Origin of the sequence: Aeromonas sp. QDB68 (assembly GCF_027707405.1) — a bacterium.
Lineage (GTDB): Bacteria > Pseudomonadota > Gammaproteobacteria > Enterobacterales > Aeromonadaceae > Aeromonas > Aeromonas caviae.
This window is the reverse complement of the sequence record NZ_JAPCIQ010000027.1, coordinates 23,546-46,054: the sequence shown is the minus strand read 5'-3', so window position 1 is coordinate 46,054 and position 22,509 is coordinate 23,546. Positions and strand designations below refer to the sequence as shown.

Genomic DNA, 22,509 nt, shown 5'->3' with positions numbered 1-22,509 from the left:
CGGCGCCCACTTCCTAAGGAAGCTGGCTCATCAGGTTGGCGTGTTCCGCCGTGCTGGTAGGGGCGCATTATAGGGAGCCGCGCCGTGATGACAAGGGCTATTATGCGAAAAATAGTCCTTTTTACCGATTTGTGGCTCGAACGCCTACTTATCAAACAAAAAGCCCTGCTTACGCAGGGCTCTGGCCGCTTTGAATGACGTCACTGTTACTTTTTTGACCAAAACTCACGGGCAAAGCCGCGCACCTTGTCCCAGTCGGTGAATTCCAGATCCTTGCTGGTATCCGTGCTGCCCCCGGTGATCTTCATGATCAACTGGATGATGCGGGTCTGCCACCAGTTGTAACGGGAGTACTGCAATGCCCCGGCAAACACCCCCAAAGTTTTGGGCTTCCAGGGAGAGAGGCGCAGAAACTTCTTCATGTAGGCGTTGGTCTGCGGCGTCTGCTTCTCGGGCTTGCGTGCCGTCAGGTTCACGCAGAAGAACGCCGCATTGGCTACTTCCAGCTGTTCATGATGTGCGTGTATGAAGCTGAGCAGGCTGGGGTGGAAGTTACCGTAGCGAATGGAAGCACCAATCAACACCTTGGCATACTTGCTGAGGTTGCACATGGGCAGGGTGTGCAGGTCGTGCATCACCACTTCGCATCCTGATATTTCCTCCAGCATGACATCCACGATTTTCCGCGTTTGCCCGTCCCGGGAAGAATAAAGCACCAAAATCTTGTCCATACCAACCTCAACTACGCCAGAATGCAGGAGTAAACAGTACCAGAAGTGTGAAGATTTCCAATCGACCAAACAACATGGCCACGATCAATATCCACTGTGCAGTGGCCGAGATATTGCCGAAGTTGGCCGACACCTCCCCCAGACCCGGCCCCACGTTGGTGAATGCCGCAGCCACGGCGGAGAAGGCCGTCACTTCGTTCAGCCCCGTCATCAGCAGCAACAGCATGAAGATGAAGAACAGAATGATGTAGGTGGCAAAGTAGCCCCAGACCGCTTCCACGATCCGTTCCGGTACGGCGCGGCGTCCCAGCTTCAGGGTGTAAATGGCCCGCGGATGCACCAGCCGTTTGAGTTCACGCATCCCCTGCAGGAACAGGATCATGAAACGCATCACCTTGATGCCCCCCCCGGTACTGCCGGCACAACAGCCGATGAAGGCAGAGAACATCAACAGCATGGGCAGGAAGGAGGGCCAATCCGCATAGCTGGTGGTGCTGTACCCCGTGGTCGTGCCCAGCGACACCGCCTGGAACAGACCGTGGTTGAGCGCCTCCTGCCAGGTGGCGTAATGACCGTGGAACAGCAGAGAGACGAAACAGATCAACACCAGCACGCACTGGATGCTCAGAAACACTTTGAGCTCCGAGTCCCGCAGATAGCTGCTCACGCGCACCGGCTTGTGGGCAAATACCATGAAGTGAAGCGCGAAGTTGACGCTCGCCAGCAACAGGAACACCACTGTGATCAGGTTGATGGCCGGGCTGTCGAAGAAACCGATGCTGGCGTCGTGGGTCGAGAACCCCCCAACCGACAAGGTGGAGAAGGAGTGGCAGATGGCATCGAACAACGTCATTCCCGCCATCCAGTACGCGAGAGCGCAGAGGGAGGTCAGCAACAGATAGATGAACCAGAGCGCCTTGGCCGTCTCGGCGATGCGCGGGGTCACCTTGTTGTCCTTGACGGGCCCCGGGATCTCGGCGCGATAGAGCTGCATACCCCCGATACCCAGAAGTGGCAGCACGGCCACCGCCAGCACGATGATCCCCATGCCACCGAGCCATTGCAGCAGCTGGCGGTAGAAGAGAAACGCCTTGGGCAGATTGTCCAGCCCGGTCAGCACCGTTGCGCCCGTGGTAGTCAGGCCGGAAAACGACTCGAAAAATGCCTCCGAGACCGACATGTCAGGCGTGTCGCTCATGATGAAGGGGACGGCACCCACGCTCCCCAGCACCACCCAGAACAGCACCACGATGAGGAAGCCTTCCTTGGACCTGAGTTCCTTTTTCTGATGGCGGTTGGGAAACCAGAGCAGGAGGCCGAGCAGGAGGGCTATGACGAAGGAGTTGACGAACTCGGTACCACCGCCATCACGATACCCAAAAGCGACCATCGCGGGCAGCAGCATGGTCGAGCTGAACAGGGCAACCAGCAGACCGACGATACGAATGATGCTCAGAATCTGCATTCCGGCTCCCTCTTCAGACTAAAAGAGCGATGGATTCTAGCCATCTAAGGGACGAAGGGATACCCGACCCTGGGTCCGGTCGGTCAATTCCTGTGCGATACGGGCCCAGAGCGCAGACTCCCACGCTACCTGAAGGGTGACGCTGGCACCATAATCGGCCACCAGCAACTGCCCTTGATGGACAGAGATGAGTGACTCCACGGCCCCCATGTCGGTGTAGTCACACTGGATCACGGAAGAGGTCAGCTGACGCTTGATACAGGTTTCAAGTTGCTTGAGTGCTGCCCCCACACCACCACCATAGGCCTTGACCAGGCCACCGGTCCCCAGCAGCACGCCACCGTAATAGCGCACCACCACGGCGGCGACTTCACCCAGACCAGCCCCCATCAACTGGGCCAGCATGGGCTTGCCCGCCGTGCCCGAGGGTTCGCCATCATCACTGAAACCATAAACCTGGCTGTCTTGGGGGGCGCCGGCGACAAAAGCCCAGCAGTGATGCCGGGCTCCCGGGTGTTGCTGTTTGATCTCGTCTATCCAGGCCTTGGCGGCCTCGACGGTCGGAGTATGGGCGATGTAGGTAATGAAGCGGCTCTTCTTGATCTCTTCGCTCACCTCCAGCGGGGCTGCCGGTATGGGGTAATCCGTCGCCATCAGAGCCCTGCTTGTCTGGTCAGGTTCTCCACCCCGTTGGCATGCAGCACCACGTTGTCCTCGATGCGAATACCACCATAGGGACGCAGCGCCTCCACCTTGTTCCAGTTGACCCGCTTGCCCTGCTCACCCTGGCGCAGCGGCTCCAGCAGGCTGTCGATGAAGTAGAGACCCGGCTCTATGGTGAACACCTGGCCCACTTCCATCACCCGGGTGCAGCGCAGATAGGGGAACTGCTCGGGGGCCGCCAGGTGAGTGCCGCGCTCATCCTGCATGAAGCCGCCGGCATCGTGTACCTGCAGGCCGAGGAAGTGGCCGAGACCGTGGGGGAAGAAGACATTGGTCACCCCGGTGTGGATCATCTCATCCACCGACATGTCTACCAGTTCGGTGGCTTGCAGCAGGCGCGCCAGCCTGTGGTGCATCTGCAGGTGCAGCTCGCTGTAGCGGCGGCCCGGCTTGATCTCGTCGATGATCTCCTGTTGCTGTGCATCCAGCGCTGCGATCAGATCGGCGAACTCACCGCGGCGCCAGGCCCAGGTCCGGGTAATGTCGGAGGCATAACCGTGCACGTCCACGCCGGCATCGATGAGGAAGGAGTAACGCTCCGCATCCGGCACCCGCTGGGTGGAGAGATGGGTGTAGTGCAGGATGGCCGCATTGCGGTTGATGGCAACAATGTTGCCGTAGGGCGCCTCATTGGCCCCCTGTCCGACCGCCTTCATGTAGGCCAGGTTGATCTCGAACTCGCTCGCCCCCGCCATGAAGGAGTCCTTGGCTGCGATGTGGCCGCGCACGCCGATGCGGTTGGCATCGCGAAGACATTCCAGCTCATAGGGCGTCTTGTAGGCACGGTGGTAGTGCAGGTAGTTGAGGACCGCCTCCGGATTGGGCTGGCCCAGTCCCAGCAGCTCGGCCACTTCCAGATGGCCGCCCAGATAGGCCCACTCCTGCTTGTTGGCCGGCAGGTGATCGGCAACCTGCTCCGGGCGAGTCAGGAAGCGAATGTCGAAGAAATCGACCCAGAAGGCGTTGGGCAACTCCGCCACCTTGTGCCAGAAGTCCACCGGCCGGTAGAACAGCAGCACCGGCTTGTTCACCCCGTCCACCAGCAACCAGCAGTGAGGGTTGTCCAGCACCGGCAACCAGGCCTTGAACTGGGGATTCACCTTGAAGGGATAATCCTGGTCATCGAGAAAGATGCGATGAGTCTGGCCGGAGTGGATGGCGAGACCGCCAAGACCCTGTTGTTGCAGGATGTCGCGGGTACGCTGCTGAAGGGTGTCGAGATGCTGGGCAAAAAGTTGGCTGTAACTGCTCATGGCGTCCTGCTCCGGGCGAATGTGACTTCAGCATAACATCAAGCGAATCAAGGCTCGAGCCACCCGGCTTTCGCTTCGTGAGGTAACGCATAGGTTACAGGCTTTTTGTTATGAAGATAAAACAGACAATTAACAAACAAAGAACAATTCAATACACTGCCCACAGACAGTAGATATCAGCCGTCAGGAACGACTCATGCAAAACCTTTGTCTGTGGACACCGGATCAGGACAGGATGCAGCACTCCAACCTCCACCAGTTCATGGCCGAGGTCAATCACTTCCATGGTCTGCAACTGCGCAGCTATGCCGACCTGTATCAATGGTCGGTGGAGAAGACCACCCGCTTCTGGCCCCTGGTGTGGCAGCACTGCGGCGTCAAGGGCGAGCTTGGCAACATTGTGGCGGAGAACCGCCAGGATATGCAGCGCGCCCGCTGGTTCCCCGACAGCCAGCTCAACTTCGCCGAGAACCTGCTGCGCCGTCAGGATGAGAGCCCGGCCATCATCTCCCGCATCGAAGGGGGCCCAAGCCGGACCCTGAGCTGGCATGAGCTGGCAGATCAGGTCGCCCGCCTGGCCCACTGGCTTCGCAGCCAGGGCATAGGCCGAGGTGATGTGGTCGCAGCCTACCTGCCCAATATCCCGGAAACCGTGGTAGCCATGCTGGCAACCACCAGCCTCGGCGCGATCTGGACCTCCACCAGCCCCGATTTTGGCGAGGCCAGCGTGGTGGAGCGCTTCGGTCAGACCCGTCCCAGGGTGCTGTTCGCGGTGGATGGCTACCGCTACGGCGGCAAGGCCATCGACATTCAGGACAAAGTGGCCAGCGTCGTCGGTCAGCTCGACAGCATAGAGCAGACGGTGCTGATCCCTCTGCTCGGCAACCCGCGGCAGCTTGGTCACGACTGGCAGCAACTGCTGGCAAGCCAGCATGATGCCCAGCTCGCCTTCGAGCCCATGGCCTTCAACGACCCGCTCTATATCCTCTACTCCTCCGGCACCACCGGCAAACCCAAGTGCATCGTGCACGGCATCGGCGGCACCCTGCTGCAACACCTGAAAGAGCACCAGTTGCACTGCGACATCAAGCCGGGGGAGCGCATCTTCTACTTCACCACCTGTGGCTGGATGATGTGGAACTGGCTGGTGAGCGCCCTCGCCTCCGGCGCCACCCTGGTGCTCTACGATGGTTCCCCCTTCTACCCGGATGGCAACGTGCTGTGGGATCTGGCACGGGACGAAGAGGTCGCCCTGTTCGGCACCTCGGCCAAGTATCTCGATGCGCTGCACAAACAGGGTTATGCCCCCATCAATACCCACGACCTGCCTGCCCTGCGCCTCATCTGCAGCACCGGATCCGTGCTGTCGCCGGAGGGGTTTGACTACGTTTACCAGCAGATAAAGCAGAATGTGCAGCTCAGCTCCATCTCTGGCGGCACCGACATCTGCTCCTGCTTCGTCATCGGCAACCCCTTGAGCCCCGTCTATCGCGGCGAGAGCCAGGGGCGCGGCCTCGGTCTCGCGGTGCAGGTATTCAACGAGGCGGGCCAGCCGGTGCTGGGGGAAAAGGGCGAGTTGGTCTGCACCAAGCCGTTCCCGGCCCAGCCCATCTACTTCTGGGGTGATGAGAACGGCGACAAATACCACGCCGCCTACTTCGAGCGGTTCGACAACATCTGGTGCCACGGGGACTGGATCGAGCTGACCCCGACTGGCGGCATCCTGTTCTACGGCCGCTCCGACGCGACCCTCAACCCGGGCGGCGTGCGCATCGGCACCAGCGAGATCTACCGCTATGTGGAACAACTCGACGAGGTGGAAGAGAGCATCGTCATCGGCCAGCAATGGAAACAGGACGAGCGGGTGGTGCTGTTCGTCAAGCTCAAGGCGGGTTGCAAGCTGGACGACGGACTGCGTGAGCGGATTTGCCAGCAGATCAAGCGGCACTGCACCGCCCGTCATGTGCCTGCCCGCATCCTGCAGGTGGATGCCATCCCACGCACCAAGTCCGGCAAGATAGTGGAGCTGGCGGTGCGGGAAGTGGTGCACAACCGCCCCGTCAACAACACCCACGCCCTCGCCGATCCCGAGGTCTTGAACCAGTATCGCAATCGGCCGGAACTGGCTAGCTGATACCACGCTCATCTCCATCGGAGGCGCCGCAAGGCGCCTCTTTTTTGCCCGTTTTGTGATGAAGAGCTTTTACTCGATAACTGTTAAACAAATGTTTTAAATAGGTGTTGAAAATGTCTCCTTTTGGATCAATAGTGAGCCTCGCCCCCTGCTGGGGATAAAGGAGCACCATTCCCCACAGAGTGGGAACAAGGAGACACTCTCATGATCTACCAAGGCGAAACCCTGACGGTCAGCTACCTCGAAGACGGCATTGCCGAGCTGAGGTTCGATGCCCCGGGTTCAGTCAACAAGCTGGATCGCGCTACCCTGCTCTCCCTGAGCGAAGCGATCGCCGCATTACAGCAACAAGCCGATTTGAAGGGTCTGATCCTCACCTCCGGCAAAGACGCTTTCATTGTCGGCGCCGACATCACCGAATTCCTGGAACTGTTCGATCTGCCGCAAGAAGACCTGCTCGGCTGGCTGAAAAAGGCCAACGACATCTTCAACGCCATCGAAGATCTGCCGGTGCCGACCCTGTCTGCCATCAAGGGCCACGCCCTGGGTGGCGGCTGCGAGACTATTCTCTCCACCGATTTCCGCCTGGCTGATACCAGCGCCAAAATCGGCCTGCCCGAGACCAAGCTCGGCATCATGCCGGGCTTTGGCGGCACTGTCCGTCTGCCGCGGGTGATCGGTGCCGACAACGCGCTGGAGTGGATCACCACCGGCAAGGATTACCGTGCCGATGACGCCCTCAAGGTGGGCGCCATCGACGCCGTGGTCGCCCCGGACGCGCTGCACAGCGCCGCCGTGCAGATGATCAAGGACGCGGTCAAGGGCAAGCTGGACTGGCAGGGCCGCCGTGCCGCCAAGAAGGCCCCGCTGCGCCTCTCCAAACTGGAAGCCATGATGAGCTTCACCACCGCCGCCGGCATGGTTGCCGCCGTGGCGGGCAAACACTATCCGGCCCCCATGGCCGCCGTGAAGACGGTGGAAGCCGCCGCCGGCATGGGCCGTGATGAAGCGCTGGCCGCCGAGGCCGCCACCTTCATCAAGCTGGCGAAAACCGACGTGGCCAAGGCGCTGGTCGGTATCTTCTTGAACGATCAACACATCAAGGCGCTGGCCAAGAAGGCCGCCAAGCAGGCAAACAAGGCCACCGGCCATGCCGCCGTGCTGGGTGCCGGCATCATGGGGGGCGGCATCGCCTACCAGTCTGCCAGCAAAGGCATCCCGGCGGTGATGAAGGACATCAACGAGAAGGCGCTGGCACTTGGCATGAATGAGGCCACCAAGCTGCTCAACGGCCAGCTCGAGCGCGGTCGCATCGACGGCATCAAGATGGGCCAGGTGCTCTCCGCCATCACGCCGACCCTCAGCTATGACAACGTCAAGCATGTGGACGTGGTGGTCGAAGCCGTGGTCGAGAACCCGAAAGTGAAGGCGGCCGTGCTGAGTGAAGTGGAAGGGATCATCGGCGAAGACGCCGTGCTCGCCAGCAACACCTCCACCATCCCCATCTCCCTGCTGGCCAAGGGACTGAAGCGCCCCGAGAATTTCTGCGGCATGCACTTCTTCAACCCGGTGCACCGCATGCCACTGGTGGAGATCATCCGCGGCGAGCAAACTTCCGATGAAACCATCAACCGCGTGGTGGCCTACGCCGCCGCCATGGGCAAGTCCCCGGTCGTGGTCAATGACTGCCCCGGCTTCTTCGTGAACCGCGTGCTGTTCCCCTACTTCTTCGGCTTCAACAAGCTGGTCGCCGATGGCGCCGACTTCGCCGCCGTCGACAAGGTGATGGAGAAGGAGTTCGGCTGGCCCATGGGCCCTGCCTACCTGCTGGATGTGGTCGGCATCGACACCGGCCACCACGCCGGTGACGTGATGGCGCAAGGCTTCCCGGCGCGCATGAGCAAGGAAGGTCGTACCGCCATCGACGTAATGTATGACGCCAGCCGCTTCGGTCAGAAGAACGGCAAGGGCTTCTACGCCTACGAGCAGGACAAGAAGGGCAAGCCGAAGAAGGTGGCCGACGCAGCCAGCTACGAGCTGCTGGCCCCCATCGCCAAGCCGAAGCAGGACTTTGACAAGGACGCCATCATCGCCCGCATGATGATCCCGATGATCAACGAGGTGGTGCTCTGCCTGGAAGAGGGCATAGTCGCCACGCCAGCCGAAGCCGACATCGCGCTGGTCTACGGTCTGGGCTTCCCTCCCTTCCGCGGCGGCGTGTTCCGCTATCTGGACACTATCGGTCTGGATCGCTACGTGGCCATGGCCGACCAGTATGCCGACTTGGGCCCGCTCTACCGCGTCAGCGACCGCTTGCGTGAGATGGCCGCCCAGGGCAACACCTTCTACTGATTGCGGAAAGGAGATCCATTCATGAAAGACGTAGTCATTGTCGACTGTATCCGGACCCCGATGGGCCGGTCCAAGGGCGGCGCCTTCCGCAACGTGCGTGCAGAAGACTTGTCCGCGCACCTGATGAAATCCATCCTGCTGCGCAACCCCAACCTCGACCCGAACGAGATCGAGGACATCTACTGGGGCTGCGTGCAGCAGACCCTGGAGCAGGGCTTCAACATCGCCCGCAACGCCGCGCTGCTGGCCGGCATTCCCAAGCAGGTGGGGGCGGTTACCGTCAACCGCCTGTGCGGCTCCAGCATGCAGGCACTGCATGACGCCTCCCGTGCCATTCAGGTGGGTGACGGCGACATCTTCATCATCGGTGGCGTTGAGCACATGGGTCACGTGCCCATGAGCCACGGCGTCGACTTCCACCCCGGCATGGCCAAGTCGGTGGCGAAAGCCTCCGGCATGATGGGGCTGACCGCCGAGATGCTCGGCAAGCTGCACGGCATCAGCCGATCGCAGCAGGACGAGTTTGCCGCCCGCTCCCACCGCCGTGCCCACGCCGCCACCGTGGAAGGGCGTTTTGCCAAGGAGATCGTCGGGCTGGAAGGGCACGACGCCAGCGGCGCCCGCTTCTTCTACGACTATGACGAGGTGATCCGCCCCGAGACCACGGTCGAGACGCTGAGCCAGCTGCGCCCGGTGTTCGACCCGGTCAACGGTACCGTCACCGCCGGCACCTCCTCGGCCCTGTCCGATGGCGCCGCCGCCATGCTGGTGATGAGTGCGGACCGTGCAAAGGCCCTCGGCCTCACGCCCCGCGCCAGGGTGCGCGCCATGGCCATCGCCGGCTGTGACGCCGCCATCATGGGTTACGGCCCGGTGCCGGCCACCCAGAAAGCGCTCAAGCGAGCCGGGCTGACCGTCGGCGACATCGACCTCTTCGAGCTGAACGAGGCGTTTGCCGCCCAGTCCCTCCCCTGCGTGAAGGATCTGGGTCTGCAAGACCTGGTGGACGAGAAGGTGAACCTCAACGGTGGCGCCATCGCCCTGGGTCACCCGCTCGGCTGCTCCGGTGCCCGCATCTCCACCACCCTGATCAACCTGATGGAAGAGAAGGACGCCACCCTGGGAGTCGCCACCATGTGCATCGGCCTGGGTCAGGGCATCGCCACCGTGTTCGAACGGGTGTAAGTGAATCACTCCTGACCGCTCACCGGTCAGGGACGCCGCCTCGGGGCGGCAACAACAGACAGAAGGCGGCCCTGCTTCCCGGCACAGCGGCCCCATCACGAATACCGGGTCGGCCTGCCGACCCTGCTGTCGAGTCTGTGGAACGCGCCACACGGGGTGCGCTCCTGCCGTCGGAATCTGCGTGTTGGCCGGCCCGTTTGGGTCGGCCTTTTTTATTCTTTTCCCGCGATCGGGGCCAATCCTGAGGCTATATTGCCCATAACTTCACATTAGAGGGGGGGCTTGCTTGCTTTTTACTCCCTCGACAGGTTCAATCTGCACAAAAAAATGGGTGGATGCACATACATATGTCAACGAGCAAACAACTGCTTATCGTCGACGACGATCGGGAGATCCGCGAGCTGCTCAACGAGTACCTGACCCGGGCTGGTTTCGAGGTACTGACCGCGGCCGAAGGGAACGAGATGCGCCAACAACTGGCCCAGCACAGCCCGGACCTCATCATTCTGGACATCATGATGCCCGGCGACGACGGCTTTACCCTCTGCCAGCAGATACGCCGCGACTCCCAGGTACCCATCATCATGCTGACCGCCGCCTCCGACGAAGCGGATCGGGTGATCGGTCTGGAACTTGGCGCCGACGACTACATCGCCAAGCCGTTCAGCCCGCGCGAACTGCAGGCCCGCATCAAGGCGCTGCTGCGCCGCGCCGAATTCCGCCAGCCGGAGAAAGAAAAGGAACCGAGCCGTCGGCTGCGCTTCGCCGAGTGGACCCTGGACACCCTGAGCCACCAGCTGACCCACGAAGATGGCAGCCTGCTGGATCTCTCCGGCAGCGATGCCCTGCTGCTCGGCATGTTCCTGCAACAGCCCGGCGTGGTCCTGGACCGGGATACCATCTCGGACGCCACCCGCGGTCGCGAGAGCCTGCCCATGGAGCGCGGCATCGATGTGCAGATCAGCCGCCTGCGCCAGAAGCTGGGTGACAACGGCAAGAGCCCTCGCATCATCAAGACCATTCGCGGCAGCGGCTACATGCTGATCGCCGAAGTCCACGAGATCCCGTAGCAGACAGACGCTACGGCGAGACCTTGAACGGGCAGAAGAGAGACCCATCACGGGGCAATGGCAAGGCACAGAGGTAAGCACCCCATGCTGATCGACAAGAGACACACGCTGCCATGACGGGGCAGAAGTTCTGGCGGGCCTTGGTGCCCCGCTCCCTGCTGTCGCGGATGCTGCTGCTGTTGCTGCTCGCCATCCTGCTCTCCCAGACCATCCTCACCGGCATCTGGATGCAGCAGATCCAGAAGCGGGAGCTGGAGGGCATGCTCAGCACCACCCGCAACCTGGCGCTGTCGGCGGCTTCCACCGTCAACTTCTTCAAGTCCCTGCCCCTGCAATACCGCCACATCGCCCTGGATCAGCTGCGCAACATGGGGGGCAGCCGCTTCTTCGTCTCCCTGAACGAGGAAGAGATCCACATCAGCGCCATCCCCGACAGCGAGCGCAAGACGCTGGTGCTCAAAGAGGTGCAGGAGGTGCTCAGCCGCAAACTCTCCGACGCCATGGCGATCAAGGTGGATTTCTCCCGCCCCGAGGAGCTGCACGTCTTCAACAACGACACCCTGCTGGCGGATCTCCCCTCCTCCTGGGCCCGCTACACCCTGTCCCTGGAGCCCATCAATCCGCCGGTGCTGGTGACCCAGATCGAGATAGAACCGGGGGAGTGGCTCTATCTGGCGGCCCTGCTGCCCGCCCCCTACATGACGCTGGATGACACCGTGATGCCGAGCAACCAGGTGCGTTTCATCGCCCTGATGACGGTCTTCCTCTGCTTCTTCACCTTCATGCTGGTGCGCTGGCAGACCCGCCCCCTGCGTCGCCTCGCCAAGGCGGCGGTCAACCTCGGCAAGGACATCGACCAGCCGTCCCTCAAGGAGGAGGGTGCCTCCGAAATCGTGGCGGCGACCCGCGCCTTCAACATCATGCAGCAGCGCATTCGCCGCTTCATCGACGATCGGGAGCGCCTCTTCAGCTCCATCTCCCACGACCTCAAGACCCCCATCACCCGGCTGCGATTGCGGGTCGAACTGCTGGACGACGAGGTGCAGATCGCCAAGTTCAACAAGGACCTGGACGAGCTGGAGCTGATGGTCAAAGGGGCGCTGCAGACGGTCAAAGAGACGGACATTCACGAGAACCTCGAGCAGATCGACGTCAACGCCCTGCTGGAGCAGATGGCGGAGGCCATGAACCTGCACGAGGATCTGCTCACCATCGAGGGGCACTGCAAGTGGCCCTATCGCGGCAAGCTGCTGGCCCTCAAGCGCTGCATCGGCAACCTGGTGGACAACGGCATCAAGTACGGCCAGAAGGTGCGCATCATCATCATGGATGACGAGGAGATGCTGATCCTCTTCATCATGGACGAGGGGCCCGGTCTGCCGGACGATCAGTTCGAGCGCATCTTCGAGCCCTACTACCGCCTCAGCACCGATGCCGCCGGCACCGGGCTGGGCCTTGGCATCGCCCGCAACATAGCCCACGCCCACGGCGGCGACCTGGTGCTGGAAAATCGCCCCCAGGGCGGCCTGCAGGCCACCCTCTCCCTACCAAGGCAGTAATGTATGAAGTGGTTGTCTTTTTCTGTCATCGCCCTGCTCTCCCTGCCCGTCGGCGCCTCCCAGGTGGAGGTGTTGCACTGGTGGACTTCCGGCGGCGAGGCCAGGGCCGTGGAAGTGCTCAAGTCCGAGTGGGCCGAGCAGGGCAACCAGTGGAACGACTTCGCGGTACAGGGGGGCGGCGGCAAGAGCGCCATGACGGTGCTCAAGAGCCGGGCCCTGGCGGCCAACCCGCCGGAGGCGGCCCACCTCAAGGGGTTCGAGCTGCACGAGTGGGGCAGCCTGGGCTTTCTGCGCGATCTCACCCCCATGGCCGAGCACCTCGGCTGGTACCCTCAGCTGCCCCCCATGGTGCGCGATACCCTCAGCCAGAACGGCGCCCTGATGGCGGTTCCCACCGGCATCCACCGGGTCAACTGGCTGTGGCTCAACCGCAAGGTATTCGAGCGACAGGGGCTCAAGCCCCCCACCGACTGGGCTAAGTTCGTGGCGGTGGCGGACAAGCTCAAGGAGCAGGGCATCACCCCCCTCGCCATCGGCAATGAACCCTGGCAAATCGCGGTGCTGTTCGAAACGGTGGCCCTCGGCGAAGGGGGCAAGACCTTCTATCGCAAGGCCTTCCTCGAACAGGACAGCGCCACCCTGACCGGCCCCGACATGGTACGGGTGCTGACCCGCTTCCAGCAGTTGCGCGCTTATGTGCCCGAGAAATACGCCGGCCTGAAGTGGCACCAGGCCACCAACCTGCTGGAGAGCGGCGGCGCCGCCATGCAGGTGATGGGGGACTGGGTGAAAGGGGAGCTGAGCGCCGGCAACTACCGCCCCGGCGAGGATATCGAGTGCCTGCCAAGCCCGGGCAGCCAGGGACTGTTCAGCTACAACCTCGACTCCATCGCCATGTTCAAGCAGCGGGATCCCGCCCAGTTGCAGGCCCAGGGCGAGCTGGCCAGGCTGTTGATGACGCCGCGCTTTCAGGAGGAGTTCAACCGGGTGAAGGGCTCCATCCCGGCGCTCATCAAGCCGGACATGAGCAAGTTCGATCGCTGCGCCATCCGCTCCTATCAGGATTTCCTCCACGCCGAGCAACAGGACAACCTGCTGCCCAGCATGGCGGAGGGGATGGCGGTGCCCACCAACATGCGCCAGGGGATCATGGATGTGCTGAGCAGCTTCTTCAACGACGCCAGGGCCAACCCCGAGCAGACGGCGCAGCAGCTGGAACGCGCCATGCGCTCGACCCGTTCAGGCGCGGAGCAGAAATGACAAAGGCGGACATCGTCCGCCTTTGAGTGCCGAGAGCCAGGCTCTCAGGAGGGATCGTTCTCGTCCTCATCCTCGTCGTAGTAGTCACTGAGCTCGATCCAGAGCCCCAGCCCTATCATCGCCATGGAGCCGAACCAAGTACCGGTATTACCGATCGGGCTGCCCAGCACTATCATGGCGAACGACAAGAACCCCATGCCTGCGTAGGCTTGTAATCTGCCGTAGGAGACCTGCATATTCACACCTCCTTGTTGAATATGGTTCAATTTTTATATTACTCATACGGCGGGGTGTGGGTAGGGCCGGATAACACTTTGGTTACATATGCTGTTGACAGCCCAGGTCGTTTGATTATTTTTTCGCCGTGAGTATCATTGGCAGCTGATTTGGTTGAAGGTTGATTATTGATGAGTGCTTTATTCTGCGACGCGACTCACGAGTTGGACGCAATCGGGCTTCGTTGTCCCGAACCTGTCATGATGGTGCGTAAAAAAGTGCGGCTGAAGGTTGATTATTCATGAGTACTGTATTCTGCAATGCGACCCACGAGCTGGACGCAATCGGGCTTCGTTGCCCCGAACCCGTGACGATAGCGCGCAAGAAGGTGCGGCTGAAGGTTGATTATTCATGAGTACTGAATTTTGCAATGCGACCCACGAGCTGGACGCAATCGGGCTTCGTTGCCCCGACCCCGTGACGATAGCGCGCAAGAAGGTGCGGCTGAAGGTTGATTATTCATGAGTACTGAATTCTGCAATGCGACCCACGAGCTGGACGCAATCGGGCTTCGTTGCCCCGAACCCGTGATGATGGTTCGCAAGAAAGTGCGGCTGATGGCGGATGGGGAGACCCTGCTGGTCAGCGCCGACGACCCCTCCACCACCCGCGACATTCCCAGCTTCTGCCGCTTCATGGACCATACCCTGGTCGCCAGCGAGACTGAGCAGGCCCCTTACCGCTACCTGATCCGCAAGGGTCAATAACCCCGTACCGGAGCAAACATGACATCCATTACCCGTATCGGGACCACCCAGCGCTGGTCTGATGTGGTCATCCACAACGGCACCCTCTACGTGGTGGAAGTGCCCGCCACCGAGACCGCCGACATCCACCAGCAGACCCGTGAAGTGCTGGAAAGCCTGCAGCGTCTGCTGGAAGCCAACGGCTCCGGCGTCGACAAGATCTTGGTGGCCAACATCTATCTCAAGGACATTGAAGACATCGCCGCCTTCAACGCGCAGTGGGATGCCTGGATCCCGGCCGGCACAGCCCCGGTCCGCGCCTGTGTACAGGCCCGTCTCGCCCACGAAGGCTACAGGGTGGAAGTACAGCTGACTGCCACTGTCTAATCAAAACGGGATGCCTGTCTCCCCTGATGCCGACACAGCCCCCGTGCGCGCCTGCGTGCAGGCCCGTCTCGCCCACGAAGGCTACAGGGTGGAAGTACAGCTCACTGCCGCTGTCTAAACAAAGCGGGATGCCTGGCTCCCCTGATGCCGACACAGCCCCGGTCCGCGCCTGCGTACAGGCCCGCCTCGCCCACGAAGGCTACAAGGTGGAAGTGCAGCTGACTGCGGCTGTCTAAGAGGCGGTTATCCCCTCATCCCCGACCCTTCTCCCGCAAGGGGAGAAGGGGGCAAGGAGCAAAGGGCACGCACCGGCGCCAATAGAAAGGCCCCGCCATCGCTGGCGGGGCCTTTTTCATGGCATCGAACCGGACCTCTTAGGCGGTCGGGGTCAGGGTGATGGTCACCCGACGGTTCTGGGCCTTGCCTTCGGCGGTGCTGTTGCTGGCCACCGGCTGATCCGGGCCCACACCACTGATGGCGATGCGGCTGCCGGACACGCCCTGGCCGATCAGCTGGGCGGCGACGGCATCGGCGCGATCCCGGGAGAGCTTCATGTTCAGCTCGCGGGAGCCGGTGCTGTCGGTGTGGCCGACCACGTTCAGACGGGTCTTGTCGAACTCGGCAACCACCAGGGCCACGCCGGACAGGGTGTTGGCACCGGCGGCTTTCAGCTGGGCGCTGGAGCTGTCGAAGGTGACGTTGTTCGGCATGTTGAGGATCAGCTGATCACCGTTGCGGGTCACGCTGACGCCGGTGCCTTGCAGCTTCTCGCGCAGCTTGGCTTCTTGCACATCCATGTAGTAACCGATACCGCCACCCAGGGCCGCACCGGCGGCGACGCCAGTCAGGATGCCCTTTTTGCGGTCGCCCTTGCTGGAGGAGAGCGCCCCCACGGCTGCGCCGGTCGCCGCACCCGCCAACGCGCCCCAGGCGCCCTTGGAGGTCTGGGATTCACCGGTATAAGGGTTGGTGGTACAGCCAGTGATGGCGACGGTCAGGGCAAGTGCAGGAACCAGTTTCTTGAAATGCATGAAAAAACCTCTGAAAAAGAACGACTCTAGCCGATGGCCGCTCATTCTAACCCAGAGAGGCGCCAGAGTGTGACGCGCGCATTGCGAAGATGGGCAGGGGGGCAACATGCCCCCCTGCCCCTAGCGACTTACCCGGTGCAGGCCATCTTCGGACGGGCCCGCATCAATATTTGATATCCCGGGCCTTGTCTCGCCCCTCCTGCTTGTTGTCACGATGCTCCTGGCGGCAGTCGGCATTGCCCACCAGCCCCTCACGACACGCCTGTTTCGCGTCACGGGACCCCTGACGGGTATCCTGACGCACATCGCGGGCGTCACGGCGCTCCAGGGCCTGCTTGGTGGCCTGTGCAGGCAGGGCGGCCAGCAAGGCGGTGGCGGCAAGCAGCGCCAATACGGACTTCTTCATGATGGCTCCTTCGCCAGACAACCTGAACCGGTCCGGCGTCTTTCAATGATAGGGGAGGGGCAGGATCCCGGTAGCGCCAACTCGGCCCTCGGAGCGTCGTCTGTGCAGCCTCGGACCTTCTTGCACAGGGCCGGCTTCCCCTCATGTTTGCCCTGACGAGCAACGTCATCCCCAGGGTGCAGCCGATCAGGCTCAGACAACCGGGGAAGAGAGGGCGAACGGCGCTCAGTGACATGGGATTCCCTCGTGATGACGCTCCCGATGGTGAACCCGTGTGACTGTATCCCGGCTGTACCGAGGGGCGAAAATGCTCCCGGCCCAGCCCGGCGCAACGGAACATGCTCCCGGAGTCTGGAGTGGTTGCCCACCAGATGCGGGGTTGTCTCATTAGAGCCCATGGCCCCAGAGTGGGTGACATTTCTCACGGAGCCATGACCATGTCGTCCCTTTCCCGCCCCGCGCTGCTCATCATCGACATCCAGGTGGGCCTCCTTCACGGCCCGGAAGCCCCCCATGCCGGGGCCGAGACCCTGGCCAACATCAATCGCCTGAGCCAGGCGGCCCGCAGTGCCGCTCTCCCTGTGCTGGCGGTGCGCCACACGGTCCCGGCCGGCAGCCCCATCGCCGCCGGCAGTCCGTTCTGGCAGCTTGCACCTGAGCTGGTCGTCGGCGAGGCCGATCGGGTGTTCGACAAGCAGCGCCCCAGCGCCTTCCATGGCACCGGTCTCGATGGCTGGCTGAAAGAGGACGGCGTGCAGACCCTGATCGTCACCGGCATGAAGACCCAGTACTGCATCGACACCACCTGCCGGGCGGCGGCAGATCTCGGCTACACAGTGGTGCTGGTGAGCGATTCCCACACCTGCATGGACACGCCGCAACTGACCGCCCCCCAGATCATCGCCCATCACAACGCCACCCTGGCCGGCCCCTTCGTGCGGCTGATGAGCAGCGACGAGGTGTGCGAGGCGCTCGGCCGCACCCTTGAGCCCTGCTGATTCAGAGCAAAAAAGAAGGGAGGCCTGAGCCTCCCTTCTTCGTGCATTTCCCCTTCACGTCGCCGCTGCTTGCTGGCACTCGGCGTGGCAAGGGCAGGTCACCAGATGATCGTTCACCATGCCCACCGCCTGCATGAAGGCGTAGCAGATGGTGCTGCCGACGAAGGTGAAGCCGCGCTTCTTGAGGGCCTTGGACATGGCATCCGACTCTGGTGAGGTCGCCGGAATGTCGCCGTTGCCCTGACGCTGGTTGACGATGGGGGCGCCGCCGACAAAACTCCACAGATAATCGACGAAGTCGATGCCCTCGGCCTCCAGCGCCAGATAGGCGCGGGCATTTTTGATGATCGATTGCACCTTGAGCCGGTTGCGGATGATGCCGGTATCCTGCATCAGCCGTTCCACATCCTGCTCGTCGAACTGCACGATGCGCACCGGATCAAAATCCGCATAGGCGCGATGGTAGCTCTCGGTGCGCTTGAGGATGGTGATCCACGACAGCCCCGCCTGTTGACCATCGAGGCAGAGCTTGGCAAACAACTCGCGGGCGTCATACACCGGCCTGCCCCACTGCTTGTCATGGTATTCGATGTATTCCGGGTCTCTGGTCACCCAGGCGCAGCGCAGTTCCATTTCCTCTCCCCTGTTTTTCATCGGCCATCGGCAGGCCGCTTGCGTCGGCGACATCATAGGGCAAGCGGCAACATAGCCCCACTAATCCCCTGTAATTTCGCCTATTATCCGACCATGCCAGACGGTATACTCCCTCGGTTCACATTCAGCAAATCTTGCTCTGATTTCATTTCGCGCGAAAAACACTATGCAAAAATTCGATGTCAAAACCTTTCAGGGCCTGATCCTGCAGTTGCAGGACTATTGGTCCCGCCAGGGCTGTACCATCATTCAGCCGCTGGATATGGAAGTGGGTGCCGGTACCTCCCACCCCATGACCTGCCTGCGCGCCCTGGGCCCGGAGCCCATCGCCTGCGCCTACGTACAACCGTCCCGCCGTCCGACTGACGGCCGCTACGGTGAAAACCCGAACCGCCTGCAGCACTACTACCAGTTCCAGGTGATCATCAAGCCTTCCCCCGACAACATTCAGGAACTCTATCTGGGCTCCCTGAAAGAGCTGGGTATGGATCCTGAAATCCACGACATCCGCTTCGTGGAAGACAACTGGGAAAACCCGACCTTGGGTGCCTGGGGTCTGGGTTGGGAAGTGTGGCTGAACGGCATGGAAGTGACCCAGTTCACCTACTTCCAGCAAGTTGGCGGCCTCGAGTGCAAGCCGGTCACCGGCGAGATCACCTACGGTCTCGAGCGTCTGGCCATGTACATCCAGGGCGTAGACAGCGTCTACGATCTGGTCTGGTCTGACGGCCCCCTGGGCAAGACCACCTACGGCGACGTGTTCCACCAGAACGAAGTGGAGCAATCCACCTACAACTTCGAACACGCCGATGTGGAGTTCCTGTTCCACTGCTTCGAGCAGTACGAGAAGGAAGCCCAGAATCTGCTGGCACTGGAAAAACCGCTGCCGCTGCCTGCCTACGAGCGCATCCTCAAAGCCGCTCACTCCTTCAACCTGCTGGATGCCCGCAAGGCCATCTCGGTCACCGAGCGTCAGCGCTACATCCTGCGCATTCGCACCCTGACCAAGGCCGTGGCAGAGGCATACTACGCCTCCCGCGAAGCGCTGGGTTTCCCCATGTGTCAGCGCACAGAGAACAAGCAAGGTTAAGGAACGGACATGGCACAACATACATTTCTGGTAGAGATCGGTACTGCTGAGCTGCCGCCCAAAGCCCTGCGCTCCCTGGCCGAAGCCTTTGCCGACAACTTCAAAGCCGAACTGACCAAGGCCGATCTGGCCTTCGGCGACGTCGAGTGGTTTGCCTCACCGCGCCGTCTGGCGCTGAAGGTAAGCGAGCTGGCTGGCGAACAGCCGAGCAAGAGCGTCGAGAAGCGCGGCCCGGCCGTGGCTCAGGCGTTCGATGCCGAAGGCAAGCCGACCAAGGCTGCCGAAGGCTGGGCCCGTGGCAACGGCATCACCGTTGAGCAGGCCGAGCGTCTGGTCACCGACAAGGGCGAGTGGCTGGTTCACACCGCCAAGGTTGAAGGCCGTCCGGCCAAAGAATTGCTGGGCGAGCTGGTTAGCCAGGCGCTGGCCAAACTGCCGATCCCAAAAATGATGCGCTGGGGCGACAAGACCATCCAGTTCGTGCGTCCGGTCTTCACCGTGACCCTGCTGCTGGATGGCGAGCTGGTGCCCGCCCACATTCTGGGTATCGACTCTGCCCGCACCCTTCGCGGTCACCGCTTTATGGGCGAGAGCGAGTTCACCATCGACAACGCCAGCCAGTACCCGCAGATCCTGCAGGAGCGCGGCATGGTGATTGCCGACTTTATGGCGCGCAAGGCCAAGATCAAGGCTGACGTCGAAGCGGCCGCTGCCGCCTTCGGTGGCGTAGCCGATCTGGACGACGCCCTGCTGGAAGAAGTGACCGCACTGGTCGAGTGGCCGGTGGTGCTGACCGCCAACTTCGAAGAGAAGTTCCTGGCCGTTCCGGCTGAAGCGCTGGTTCACACCATGAAGGGTGACCAGAAGTACTTCCCGGTCTACGACAAGCACGGCAAGCTGCTGCCGAAGTTCATCTTCGTCACCAACATCGAGTCCAAAGACCCGAGCCAGATCATCAGCGGCAACGAGAAGGTAGTTCGCCCCCGTCTCTCAGACGCCGAGTTCTTCTTCAAGACCGACCTCAAGCAGACCCTGGCCTCCCGCCTGCCGCGCCTTGAAACCGTGCTGTTCCAGCAGCAGCTGGGCACCGTCAAGGCCAAGGTCGAGCGCATCGAGACCGTCGCCGGCTTTATCGCCGAGCGCATCGGCGCCGACGTGGCTCAGGCCAAGCGTGCCGGTCTGCTCTCCAAGTGTGATCTGATGACCAACATGGTCGGCGAGTTCACCGACACCCAGGGTGTCATGGGGATGCACTACGCCCGTCACGATGGCGAAGACGAAGCGGTTGCCGTGGCCCTCAACGAGCAGTACATGCCGCGCTTTGCCGGCGATGCCCTGCCGTCCGGTCTGGTGGCCTGCGCCGTCGCGCTGGCCGACAAGTTCGACACCCTGGCCGGTATCTTCGGCATCGGCATGCTGCCCAAGGGTGACAAGGACCCGTTCGCCCTGCGTCGCGCCGCCATCGGTGCCCTGCGCATCATGACCGAGAAGCAACTGGATCTGGATCTGGTTGAACTGGTTGAAGAAGCGGTACGCGTCTACGGCGACAAGCTGACCAACAAAACCGTCGTCACCGACGTGGTCGACTTTATGCTGGGCCGCTTCCGCGCCGCCTATCAGGACGAAGGCATCGGTGCCGACGTGGTGCTGGCCGTACTGGCCCGCCGCCCGACCCGTCCGCTGGACTTCGATCGCCGCGTCAAGGCCGTCAGCCACTTCCGCACCCTGGATGCAGCCCTGGCCCTGGCCGCCGCCAACAAGCGCGTGAGCAACATTCTGGCCAAGGTCGAAGGCGATCTGCCGACTGCCGTCAAACCGGAACTGCTGGTCGATGCTGCCGAGCAGGCGCTGGCCACCCAGGTTGCAGCACTGCAAGCCGAACTGGCCCCGCTGTTCGCTGCCGGTGACTATCAGGCCGCCCTCACCCGTCTGGCCGCCCTGCGCGAGCCGGTCGACACCTTCTTCAACGAAGTCATGGTGATGGCCGACGACGAGGCCCTCAAGGCCAACCGTCTGGCACTGTTGAACAACCTGCGCAACCTCTTCCTGCAAGTCGCGGATATCTCCCTGCTGCAGTGATCTTGGTTGAGTCAGTGATATTAAAAACGGCGCCGTTAAGGCGCCGTTTTTATAAACATCTTGAATTTTTGAGATACTTTTATTTAATTTGATTAAGACTTTTTCATCCGGTTTATAAAACACTCATGCGCTGAAGTAGAAATATCACAACCAAGGTACTTTCTTGATGTATTAACTGCAGCTACCAATGTTGAGCCTGACCCAAAGAAAGAATCGGCAACAACATCATTTTCTAATGAGCTCTGGGATATTAATATTTCAATAATCTCAACTGGTTTTTCAGTAGGATAACCTCGCCATACTCGTTTACACTGCAAAACATCTGGAATACCCAAGTTATTAAGCTTTCGTTTTCCTTTTTCAAAAAACAAGATAAACTCGTATCTTGCCCTATAGTGATATCCCATGCCCATAGAGCATTTATCCCAAACTATAGGCTTCCAAAACTTAAACCCTATTTTTTCCGCCAGCGGCTTGACAATAAACATTGTCTCTTGATCACAGAAAAGATAAAAATGAGTGTTCTTCTTGAGCACCCTATATATTTCTATGAATAACTCCTCGAATCTATCATTTGGGAAGATATCAAACCATTGATTGCTAGAGGACTTACTATCTTTAAGACGCGTAGTTGTTCCTACTTTTCGGTGCTTCTCAAGAGATTCATAAGGAGGATCAGTTATAAAAAGATCAATGCTATTCTTGGGAAGAGTCCTCAACCACTCAATTGCATCCATCTTAAAGATTTCATTCATATAATTTCCAAAAGAACGCAGAAATATTTAGAGGCAGGTTAAAACCCCTGCCTCACTTGCTACCAGATATTATGAGTTGTTACATTTAGGATCACCAGCCTCACAATGAAGCCCTCGGCATTCACGGCAGTAGGATTGTACGATCGTCCTCCCATCCCCCATGTTCCTAATTCCAAACAAGATCTCTACTTCTTCGGCTGTGTTAGCCACTTTACCACATCCCCGACAAGGACAACGAGCATGACTCAAATCAGGCATAGCTTAATCCTCCTTTTTGCATAGCCTTCATTTAATATACTTCGCATCAGATGAAGGACTCAAAGGAGATCAAGTTGGTTTGTGATCTGTATCGTTGTACTAATCATTAAGCCCGTAGGTTCGATTAGCCGTCAGGCGTAATCGGACGTTCGCGTAA

The 22,509-nt window shown here is 60.7% G+C and carries 21 protein-coding genes and 1 pseudogene; 13 read left to right on the top strand and 9 right to left on the bottom strand.

Going from position 1 to position 22,509, the window contains the following annotated elements; translation table 11 throughout:
* Positions 1 to 206: 206 nt before the first annotated feature.
* The 4 genes from hemG to pepQ are packed head-to-tail and all read right to left on the bottom strand — an operon-like array spanning position 207 to position 4,172.
* Positions 207 to 731: a menaquinone-dependent protoporphyrinogen IX dehydrogenase gene (gene hemG / locus PG892_RS10665; RefSeq protein ID WP_029313439.1), complete on the bottom strand. Its 525-nt coding sequence runs from the start codon at positions 729 to 731 to the stop codon at positions 207 to 209.
* Positions 732 to 738: 7 nt separating this feature from the next.
* Positions 739 to 2,196 (bottom strand): TrkH family potassium uptake protein, encoded by a 1,458-nt coding sequence (locus PG892_RS10660; protein ID WP_052814712.1) that lies wholly within the window; start codon positions 2,194 to 2,196, stop codon positions 739 to 741.
* A 36-nt stretch (positions 2,197 to 2,232) separates the two neighbouring features.
* The gene (locus tag PG892_RS10655) at positions 2,233 to 2,850 is read right to left on the bottom strand and encodes a YigZ family protein (RefSeq protein WP_041212013.1); all 618 of its coding nucleotides are present in this window, start codon (positions 2,848 to 2,850) and stop codon (positions 2,233 to 2,235) included.
* On the bottom strand, positions 2,850 to 4,172 hold the full coding sequence (gene pepQ, locus PG892_RS10650) for a Xaa-Pro dipeptidase (RefSeq protein WP_167826483.1): 1,323 nt from the start codon (positions 4,170 to 4,172) through the stop codon (positions 2,850 to 2,852). Before pepQ ends, PG892_RS10655 begins: the two co-directional genes overlap by 1 nt.
* Positions 4,173 to 4,368: 196 nt before the next feature.
* Here pepQ and PG892_RS10645 point away from each other — a divergent pair, with 196 nt between their 5' ends.
* From PG892_RS10645 to PG892_RS10620, 6 genes are all read left to right on the top strand, one after another.
* Positions 4,369 to 6,306 (top strand): acetoacetate--CoA ligase, encoded by a 1,938-nt coding sequence (locus PG892_RS10645; RefSeq protein WP_210557402.1) that lies wholly within the window; start codon positions 4,369 to 4,371, stop codon positions 6,304 to 6,306.
* 204 nt (positions 6,307 to 6,510) lie between these two features.
* Complete coding sequence (gene fadB, locus PG892_RS10640) at positions 6,511 to 8,658, top strand: fatty acid oxidation complex subunit alpha FadB (protein WP_210557404.1); 2,148 nt, start codon at positions 6,511 to 6,513, stop codon at positions 8,656 to 8,658.
* 21 nt (positions 8,659 to 8,679) lie between these two features.
* Positions 8,680 to 9,843, top strand: coding sequence for an acetyl-CoA C-acyltransferase FadA (gene fadA, locus PG892_RS10635; RefSeq protein ID WP_041212017.1), 1,164 nt, complete (start codon positions 8,680 to 8,682; stop codon positions 9,841 to 9,843).
* 347 nt (positions 9,844 to 10,190) lie between these two features.
* On the top strand, positions 10,191 to 10,913 hold the full coding sequence (locus PG892_RS10630; protein ID WP_010672413.1) for a response regulator: 723 nt from the start codon (positions 10,191 to 10,193) through the stop codon (positions 10,911 to 10,913).
* 113 nt (positions 10,914 to 11,026) lie between these two features.
* Complete coding sequence (locus tag PG892_RS10625) at positions 11,027 to 12,472, top strand: ATP-binding protein (protein ID WP_010672412.1); 1,446 nt, start codon at positions 11,027 to 11,029, stop codon at positions 12,470 to 12,472.
* 3 nt (positions 12,473 to 12,475) lie between these two features.
* Positions 12,476 to 13,732, top strand: coding sequence for an ABC transporter substrate-binding protein (locus PG892_RS10620; RefSeq protein WP_210557408.1), 1,257 nt, complete (start codon positions 12,476 to 12,478; stop codon positions 13,730 to 13,732).
* Between the two features lie 44 nt (positions 13,733 to 13,776).
* Here the strand turns inward: PG892_RS10620 and PG892_RS10615 are convergent, their stop codons facing one another.
* A complete protein-coding gene (locus tag PG892_RS10615; RefSeq protein ID WP_270825396.1) occupies positions 13,777 to 13,968 on the bottom strand; it encodes a hypothetical protein in 192 nt (63 codons plus the stop codon).
* Positions 13,969 to 14,469: 501 nt separating this feature from the next.
* Here PG892_RS10615 and tusA point away from each other — a divergent pair.
* From tusA to PG892_RS10585, 4 genes and pseudogenes are all read left to right on the top strand, one after another.
* Positions 14,470 to 14,715, top strand: a complete 246-nt coding sequence (gene tusA / locus PG892_RS10600; RefSeq protein WP_041214136.1) for a sulfurtransferase TusA — start codon at positions 14,470 to 14,472, stop codon at positions 14,713 to 14,715.
* Positions 14,716 to 14,733: 18 nt separating this feature from the next.
* Positions 14,734 to 15,081 (top strand): RidA family protein, encoded by a 348-nt coding sequence (locus tag PG892_RS10595; RefSeq protein WP_210557410.1) that lies wholly within the window; start codon positions 14,734 to 14,736, stop codon positions 15,079 to 15,081.
* A 28-nt stretch (positions 15,082 to 15,109) separates the two neighbouring features.
* A pseudogene (locus PG892_RS10590) lies at positions 15,110 to 15,199 on the top strand (endoribonuclease L-PSP); the annotation flags it as partial.
* 10 nt (positions 15,200 to 15,209) lie between these two features.
* Entirely contained in the window at positions 15,210 to 15,317 is a 108-nt protein-coding gene (locus tag PG892_RS10585) for an endoribonuclease L-PSP (RefSeq protein WP_010672406.1), read from the top strand.
* A 138-nt stretch (positions 15,318 to 15,455) separates the two neighbouring features.
* On the opposite strand, the gene PG892_RS10580 is transcribed toward PG892_RS10585, so the two are convergent.
* Together PG892_RS10580 and PG892_RS10575 are read right to left on the bottom strand one after the other, a co-directional pair.
* Entirely contained in the window at positions 15,456 to 16,112 is a 657-nt protein-coding gene (locus tag PG892_RS10580; RefSeq protein ID WP_010672405.1) for an OmpA family lipoprotein, read from the bottom strand.
* A gap of 163 nt (positions 16,113 to 16,275) precedes the next feature.
* On the bottom strand, positions 16,276 to 16,518 hold the full coding sequence (locus tag PG892_RS10575) for a hypothetical protein (RefSeq protein ID WP_103858857.1): 243 nt from the start codon (positions 16,516 to 16,518) through the stop codon (positions 16,276 to 16,278).
* A 437-nt stretch (positions 16,519 to 16,955) separates the two neighbouring features.
* On the opposite strand from PG892_RS10575, the gene PG892_RS10570 reads away from it, so the two are divergent.
* Positions 16,956 to 17,516 (top strand): cysteine hydrolase family protein, encoded by a 561-nt coding sequence (locus PG892_RS10570; RefSeq protein ID WP_210557412.1) that lies wholly within the window; start codon positions 16,956 to 16,958, stop codon positions 17,514 to 17,516.
* A 54-nt stretch (positions 17,517 to 17,570) separates the two neighbouring features.
* On the opposite strand, the gene PG892_RS10565 is transcribed toward PG892_RS10570, so the two are convergent.
* Positions 17,571 to 18,149 (bottom strand): DNA-3-methyladenine glycosylase I, encoded by a 579-nt coding sequence (locus tag PG892_RS10565; RefSeq protein WP_210557419.1) that lies wholly within the window; start codon positions 18,147 to 18,149, stop codon positions 17,571 to 17,573.
* 187 nt (positions 18,150 to 18,336) lie between these two features.
* Here PG892_RS10565 and glyQ point away from each other — a divergent pair, with 187 nt between their 5' ends.
* Together glyQ and glyS are read left to right on the top strand one after the other, a co-directional pair.
* Positions 18,337 to 19,260 carry a glycine--tRNA ligase subunit alpha gene (gene glyQ / locus PG892_RS10560; RefSeq protein WP_041212022.1) on the top strand — a complete coding sequence of 308 codons (924 nt, stop codon included), beginning with the start codon at positions 18,337 to 18,339 and terminating at the stop codon, positions 19,258 to 19,260.
* A 9-nt stretch (positions 19,261 to 19,269) separates the two neighbouring features.
* Positions 19,270 to 21,339, top strand: coding sequence for a glycine--tRNA ligase subunit beta (gene glyS, locus PG892_RS10555; RefSeq protein ID WP_202041453.1), 2,070 nt, complete (start codon positions 19,270 to 19,272; stop codon positions 21,337 to 21,339).
* Between the two features lie 92 nt (positions 21,340 to 21,431).
* On the opposite strand, the gene PG892_RS10550 is transcribed toward glyS, so the two are convergent.
* Positions 21,432 to 22,094, bottom strand: coding sequence for a DNA-methyltransferase (locus tag PG892_RS10550; protein WP_080989850.1), 663 nt, complete (start codon positions 22,092 to 22,094; stop codon positions 21,432 to 21,434).
* Positions 22,095 to 22,509 lie beyond the last annotated feature (415 nt).

Bases quoted from the DNA above. Each gene is read 5' to 3' on its own strand.
- hemG (WP_029313439.1), bottom strand. From the start codon at position 731: ATGGACAAGATTTTGGTGCTTTATTCTTCCCGGGACGGGCAAACGCGG.
- PG892_RS10660 (WP_052814712.1), bottom strand. From the start codon at position 2,196: ATGCAGATTCTGAGCATCATTCGTATCGTCGGTCTGCTGGTTGCCCTG.
- PG892_RS10655 (WP_041212013.1), bottom strand. From the start codon at position 2,850: ATGGCGACGGATTACCCCATACCGGCAGCCCCGCTGGAGGTGAGCGAA.
- pepQ (WP_167826483.1), bottom strand. From the start codon at position 4,172: ATGAGCAGTTACAGCCAACTTTTTGCCCAGCATCTCGACACCCTTCAG.
- PG892_RS10645 (WP_210557402.1), top strand. From the start codon at position 4,369: ATGCAAAACCTTTGTCTGTGGACACCGGATCAGGACAGGATGCAGCAC.
- fadB (WP_210557404.1), top strand. From the start codon at position 6,511: ATGATCTACCAAGGCGAAACCCTGACGGTCAGCTACCTCGAAGACGGC.
- fadA (WP_041212017.1), top strand. From the start codon at position 8,680: ATGAAAGACGTAGTCATTGTCGACTGTATCCGGACCCCGATGGGCCGG.
- PG892_RS10630 (WP_010672413.1), top strand. From the start codon at position 10,191: ATGTCAACGAGCAAACAACTGCTTATCGTCGACGACGATCGGGAGATC.
- PG892_RS10625 (WP_010672412.1), top strand. From the start codon at position 11,027: ATGACGGGGCAGAAGTTCTGGCGGGCCTTGGTGCCCCGCTCCCTGCTG.
- PG892_RS10620 (WP_210557408.1), top strand. From the start codon at position 12,476: ATGAAGTGGTTGTCTTTTTCTGTCATCGCCCTGCTCTCCCTGCCCGTC.
- PG892_RS10615 (WP_270825396.1), bottom strand. From the start codon at position 13,968: ATGCAGGTCTCCTACGGCAGATTACAAGCCTACGCAGGCATGGGGTTC.
- tusA (WP_041214136.1), top strand. From the start codon at position 14,470: ATGAGTACTGAATTCTGCAATGCGACCCACGAGCTGGACGCAATCGGG.
- PG892_RS10595 (WP_210557410.1), top strand. From the start codon at position 14,734: ATGACATCCATTACCCGTATCGGGACCACCCAGCGCTGGTCTGATGTG.
- PG892_RS10585 (WP_010672406.1), top strand. From the start codon at position 15,210: ATGCCTGGCTCCCCTGATGCCGACACAGCCCCGGTCCGCGCCTGCGTA.
- PG892_RS10580 (WP_010672405.1), bottom strand. From the start codon at position 16,112: ATGCATTTCAAGAAACTGGTTCCTGCACTTGCCCTGACCGTCGCCATC.
- PG892_RS10575 (WP_103858857.1), bottom strand. From the start codon at position 16,518: ATGAAGAAGTCCGTATTGGCGCTGCTTGCCGCCACCGCCTTGCTGGCC.
- PG892_RS10570 (WP_210557412.1), top strand. From the start codon at position 16,956: ATGTCGTCCCTTTCCCGCCCCGCGCTGCTCATCATCGACATCCAGGTG.
- PG892_RS10565 (WP_210557419.1), bottom strand. From the start codon at position 18,149: ATGGAACTGCGCTGCGCCTGGGTGACCAGAGACCCGGAATACATCGAA.
- glyQ (WP_041212022.1), top strand. From the start codon at position 18,337: ATGCAAAAATTCGATGTCAAAACCTTTCAGGGCCTGATCCTGCAGTTG.
- glyS (WP_202041453.1), top strand. From the start codon at position 19,270: ATGGCACAACATACATTTCTGGTAGAGATCGGTACTGCTGAGCTGCCG.
- PG892_RS10550 (WP_080989850.1), bottom strand. From the start codon at position 22,094: ATGAATGAAATCTTTAAGATGGATGCAATTGAGTGGTTGAGGACTCTT.